Genomic DNA, 4,411 nt, shown 5'->3' on the forward strand with positions numbered 1-4,411 from the left:
TGTGCGTAGTGGCGGGTCGGGGTATCGTATTCAACGTGAGAAGTGTTGATGGTGATACCACGCGCTTTTTCTTCCGGCGCGTTATCGATCTGGTCGAATGCGCGAGCGGCACCGCCGTAGGTTTTAGCCAGTACGGTAGTAATGGCAGCGGTCAGCGTTGTTTTACCATGGTCAACGTGGCCGATAGTACCGACGTTAACGTGCGGTTTTGTACGTTCAAACTTTTCTTTAGACATCGATTGTCCCTCTAAGACACGGATAAATCGGTGATATCACCACATCAACCAGGCAACACGCCCGACTTGTTGAATGCTAATAAACAGAAGAGAAAAACAGGAAGGAGAAAAGAAGTGGTGCTGATAGGCAGATTCGAACTGCCGACCTCACCCTTACCAAGGGTGCGCTCTACCAACTGAGCTATATCAGCACATCTTGGAGCGGGCAGCGGGAATCGAACCCGCATCATCAGCTTGGAAGGCTGAGGTAATAGCCATTATACGATGCCCGCATCCTGGAACTCGGCTACCTGATTTTCATTCTGCACTGAATATCGAGAGAAACTCTCTTTATTCGAGCCGGTAAGCGAACTTATCGTCTCGGGCTGCGCCATCGCGCGGCCGAAAATGGTGGTGGGGGAAGGATTCGAACCTTCGAAGTCTGTGACGGCAGATTTACAGTCTGCTCCCTTTGGCCGCTCGGGAACCCCACCGGACTTGATGGTGCCGACTACCGGAATCGAACTGGTGACCTACTGATTACAAGTCAGTTGCTCTACCTACTGAGCTAAGTCGGCATCAAGTAGCGCGCATTCTATGGAGACCTGCGTGCTCATGCAACTAAAAAATTGCATAAAATGTTCTATCGCTCACATTTTGCGCTATAAGAGACAAAAATGCTCTAATTTCAAACAAGAGAGCATAAATTTTCGGCATTTTACTGACCGTCAGACCAGGATACGACGCGGCATTTCAACGTTCCGTCGATAGAAAGCAATCTTCTGTATCTGGTATATTCGTCACATTGCTTCTCAGGGATAGCTTTCACAGCGAGATTTTTTCTTATTATTCCTCCCCATCTGGTGTTACCCTCCTGCCCATTGTCCAAATTAACTTAAATGTGACGTGCCGTTGCATGTCAGGGATGGCCCTCGTTCATCGCTGAACTGATGTAGCAATAGCAGCCAGAAACATGCTTATGAGTATAAAAGAGCAATCGTTAATGACGCCTTACCTACAGTTTGATCGCAGCCAGTGGGCTGCGCTTCGCGATTCTGTGCCGATGACCCTGACCGAGGATGAGATCGCGCAGTTAAAAGGCATTAATGAAGATTTATCGCTGGAAGAAGTTGCAGAAATATATTTACCTCTCTCCCGTTTGCTAAATTTCTATATCAGTTCAAATCTGCGTCGTCAGGCTGTCCTGGAACAGTTTCTGGGCACTAACGGCCAGCGAATCCCTTACATCATCAGTATCGCGGGCAGCGTCGCAGTGGGTAAAAGCACGACAGCACGCGTTCTGCAAGCGTTGCTGAGTCGCTGGCCGGAACACCGCCGTGTTGAATTGATTACCACAGACGGCTTCCTCCACCCAAACCAGGTGTTGAAAGAACGCGGGTTAATGAAGAAAAAGGGGTTCCCCGAATCGTATGATATGCACCGACTGGTGAAATTCGTTTCTGACCTCAAGTCGGGCGTACCGAACGTGACGGCGCCAGTCTATTCTCATTTGATTTACGATGTTATTCCTGAAGGGGATAAAACCGTCGCTCAGCCTGATATATTGATTCTTGAAGGTTTGAATGTTTTACAAAGCGGTATGGATTATCCTCACGATCCGCACCATGTATTTGTCTCTGATTTCGTTGATTTCTCTATTTACGTTGATGCGCCAGAAGAACTTCTTCAGACATGGTATATCAACCGCTTCCTGAAATTCCGCGAAGGGGCGTTTACCGATCCTGACTCTTATTTCCACAATTATGCGAAATTATCTAAAGAAGAAGCTGTTAATACAGCAGCTTCGCTTTGGAAAGAAATTAACTGGTTGAATTTAAAACAAAATATCTTACCTACACGAGAACGTGCCAGCCTTATTATGACCAAGAGCGCTAACCATGCGGTGGAACAGGTAAGATTGCGAAAATAACAGAAAAAAGGGGAGTACCGACTCCCCTTTTTTACTATTCGGCGCTTCGCAGCGATATTTCCCCACCCATCCAGGGTTTAATCACGCCATCCTGTTCAAGCAATAATGCACCCTGAGTATCAATGCCGCGAGAAATACCAAATATTTCTTTGTCGCCAATAATCAGTTTTACCGGACGATCAATAAAATTATCCAGTTTTTTCCAGCGCGAAAGATAAGGAGAAAGTCCTTCTTGCTCAAAAAGCTCAAGCGCAGCACGTAACTTATAAATCAGCTTTGCGGCCAGCATATTGCGGTCGAGCGTAATTCCGGCCTCCTGCAACGTGATCCATCCCTGATTTATCACGTCCTCTTCTACACGACGCATTGCCATGTTAATACCAGCGCCAATCACTATTTGTGCGGCATCGCCCGTTTTACCGGTTAACTCAACCAGAATACCCGCCAGTTTGCGATCCAGCAGGTAGAGGTCGTTAGGCCACTTCACGCGAACTTTATCTGCGCCCAGTTCACGCAGCACTTCCGCCATCACAATTCCAATGACCAGACTCAAGCCTATTGCCGCCGCAGGCCCCTGCTCCAGACGCCAGTACATTGAAAGATATAGATTCGCACCAAACGGTGAGAACCATTTACGCCCGCGACGACCACGCCCTGCCTGTTGGTATTCTGCTACACAGGCATCGCCTGAACGCAGCTCGCCAATTCGATCAAGTAAATACTGATTGGTTGAATCGATAACGGGCAATACCGCCACGTTTCCGCTATCCAGTTGGCTATGAATACGGTCAGCATCCAGTAACTGGATGGGTTCCGGCAAGCTATATCCTTTCCCCGGAACGGTAAATACATCTACTCCCCAGTCGCGTAATGTCTGGATATGTTTATTAATCGCCGCGCGGCTCATTCCCAGCCGTTCACCCAACTGCTCGCCTGAGTGAAACTCTCCGTCGGCAAGTAGTGAGATTAGCGTCAGGGGAACGGTAGTATCTTTCATGCAATGCTCTCCACAGCGTTCACCTCTCCGGACCGACCAATAAAGCGAACCTCAGGCTCCAGCCAGACATTAAATTTTTCACCCACTTTTTGCCGGACATGATGCGCCAGCGCCACCACATCTTTACTTGTCGCATCATTCGCATTAATCAATACCAGCGCCTGTTGGCGATGCACCGCAGCGCCGCCAATGGTGACGCCTTTCAACTGACATTGATCTATCAGCCAGCCTGCCGCCAGCTTCACTGAGCCGTCTGCCTGAGGGTAATGCGGCGCGTTGGGAAATCGTTCTAACAGTTCCATAGCAATATCGGCTGCGACAACGGGATTTTTAAAAAAGCTGCCCGCATTGCCATTCACTTTAGGATCCGGCAACTTTGTGGTGCGCATATGGCATACAGCATCAAACACCTGTTGCGCGGTGACCGTTTTCGGGTCCAGACAAGTAAGATCGCCATAGGTCAACACCGGCTGCCATTGCTTTGACAAACGCAGCCCCACCGCGACGATCGCAACGCGATCCTGATATTCATTTTTGAAGATACTGTCACGATAGCCGAAACGGCATTCCGCCGCAGACAAACGCAGACGTTTTCCCGTTTCCAGATCAACGCAGTCAACGTAGTCGCAGACGCGCTGTAGTTCTACGCCATACGCGCCAATATTCTGTATAGGCGAGGAACCAACGCAGCCAGGGATCAGCGCCAGATTCTCCAGGCCGGGCATGTTGTTGTCCAGCGCGTAGCGAACCAGCTGATGCCAGTTTTCGCCTGCGCCGACGTGTAGGTGCCAGGCGTCCGCGGTTTCATTGACCTCAATGCCTTTCAGGCGGTTAAGGATCACGGTGCCGGCGTAATTTTCCAGAAACAGGACATTGCTTCCTTCACCCAGGATCATAACCGGCAGTCCCTCACGAGTTGCTTGCTGCCAGGCGCTCAGTAGTTGTTGTTCGTTTTCAGCGCATACGATGTGCTTTGCACAATGATCAATGCCGAAGGTATTCCAGGGTTTTAGGGAGTGATTCATAGACGCTTTCCTGATGCAAAATCAGGCTTAGTTTACCGCATCTGTGTTGGGAAGGCTTGTGGTTATGTCGACGGAATAAGGCGGTATACACAGGCATTGTGCCGATGCCGTAGGCCGGATAAGGCGGAGCCGCCACCCGGCGGTGCAGGTTGCCTGATGGCGCTGCACTTATCAGGCCTACATTTTTACAGTTACCACACACGCAAAAAAGCCCGTCCTGACGGACGGGCTTCTTCACTTGTTT

Annotated in this window: 6 protein-coding genes and 4 tRNA genes; 2 read left to right on the forward strand and 8 right to left on the reverse strand. The window is 49.6% G+C overall.

Going from position 1 to position 4,411, the window contains the following annotated elements:
• The 5 genes from NAZ64_RS22265 to NAZ64_RS22285 form a co-directional block, all read right to left on the reverse strand.
• Positions 1-236: GTP-binding protein (locus NAZ64_RS22265; protein ID WP_000031667.1), on the reverse strand; the 236-nt coding region annotated here is incomplete at its 3' end.
• A gap of 115 nt (positions 237-351) precedes the next feature.
• Positions 352-427, reverse strand: a tRNA-Thr gene (locus tag NAZ64_RS22270).
• Positions 428-433: 6 nt separating this feature from the next.
• A tRNA-Gly gene (locus NAZ64_RS22275) sits at positions 434-508 on the reverse strand.
• Positions 509-624: 116 nt separating this feature from the next.
• Positions 625-709: transfer RNA gene (locus NAZ64_RS22280), tRNA-Tyr, on the reverse strand.
• A gap of 8 nt (positions 710-717) precedes the next feature.
• Positions 718-793, reverse strand: a tRNA-Thr gene (locus NAZ64_RS22285).
• A gap of 19 nt (positions 794-812) precedes the next feature.
• Here NAZ64_RS22285 and NAZ64_RS22290 point away from each other — a divergent pair.
• Together NAZ64_RS22290 and coaA are read left to right on the forward strand one after the other, a co-directional pair.
• The gene (locus tag NAZ64_RS22290; protein ID WP_031602421.1) at positions 813-986 is read left to right on the forward strand and encodes a hypothetical protein; all 174 of its coding nucleotides are present in this window, start codon (positions 813-815) and stop codon (positions 984-986) included.
• A gap of 208 nt (positions 987-1,194) precedes the next feature.
• A complete protein-coding gene (coaA, locus tag NAZ64_RS22295; protein ID WP_000023068.1) occupies positions 1,195-2,145 on the forward strand; it encodes a type I pantothenate kinase in 951 nt (316 codons plus the stop codon).
• A 34-nt stretch (positions 2,146-2,179) separates the two neighbouring features.
• On the opposite strand, the gene birA is transcribed toward coaA, so the two are convergent.
• The 3 genes from birA to NAZ64_RS22310 all read right to left on the reverse strand — a co-directional run.
• Positions 2,180-3,142 carry a bifunctional biotin--[acetyl-CoA-carboxylase] ligase/biotin operon repressor BirA gene (gene birA / locus NAZ64_RS22300; RefSeq protein WP_000655746.1) on the reverse strand — a complete coding sequence of 321 codons (963 nt, stop codon included), beginning with the start codon at positions 3,140-3,142 and terminating at the stop codon, positions 2,180-2,182.
• Positions 3,139-4,167, reverse strand: coding sequence for a UDP-N-acetylmuramate dehydrogenase (gene murB, locus NAZ64_RS22305; RefSeq protein ID WP_151354394.1), 1,029 nt, complete (start codon positions 4,165-4,167; stop codon positions 3,139-3,141). Before murB ends, birA begins: the two co-directional genes overlap by 4 nt.
• The coding region (locus NAZ64_RS22310; protein ID WP_483641035.1) for a hypothetical protein at positions 4,127-4,411 on the reverse strand (285 nt) is incomplete at its 5' end. The genes NAZ64_RS22310 and murB, both read right to left, overlap by 41 nt.

This window comes from Salmonella sp. A1325, from assembly GCF_056991255.1.

Excerpts from the sequence above, each read along its gene's own strand:
- NAZ64_RS22290 (WP_031602421.1), top strand. The coding sequence starts at position 813 with ATGGAGACCTGCGTGCTCATGCAACTAAAAAATTGCATAAAATGTTCT.
- birA (WP_000655746.1), bottom strand. The coding sequence starts at position 3,142 with ATGAAAGATACTACCGTTCCCCTGACGCTAATCTCACTACTTGCCGAC.
- coaA (WP_000023068.1), top strand. The coding sequence starts at position 1,195 with ATGAGTATAAAAGAGCAATCGTTAATGACGCCTTACCTACAGTTTGAT.
- murB (WP_151354394.1), bottom strand. The coding sequence starts at position 4,167 with ATGAATCACTCCCTAAAACCCTGGAATACCTTCGGCATTGATCATTGT.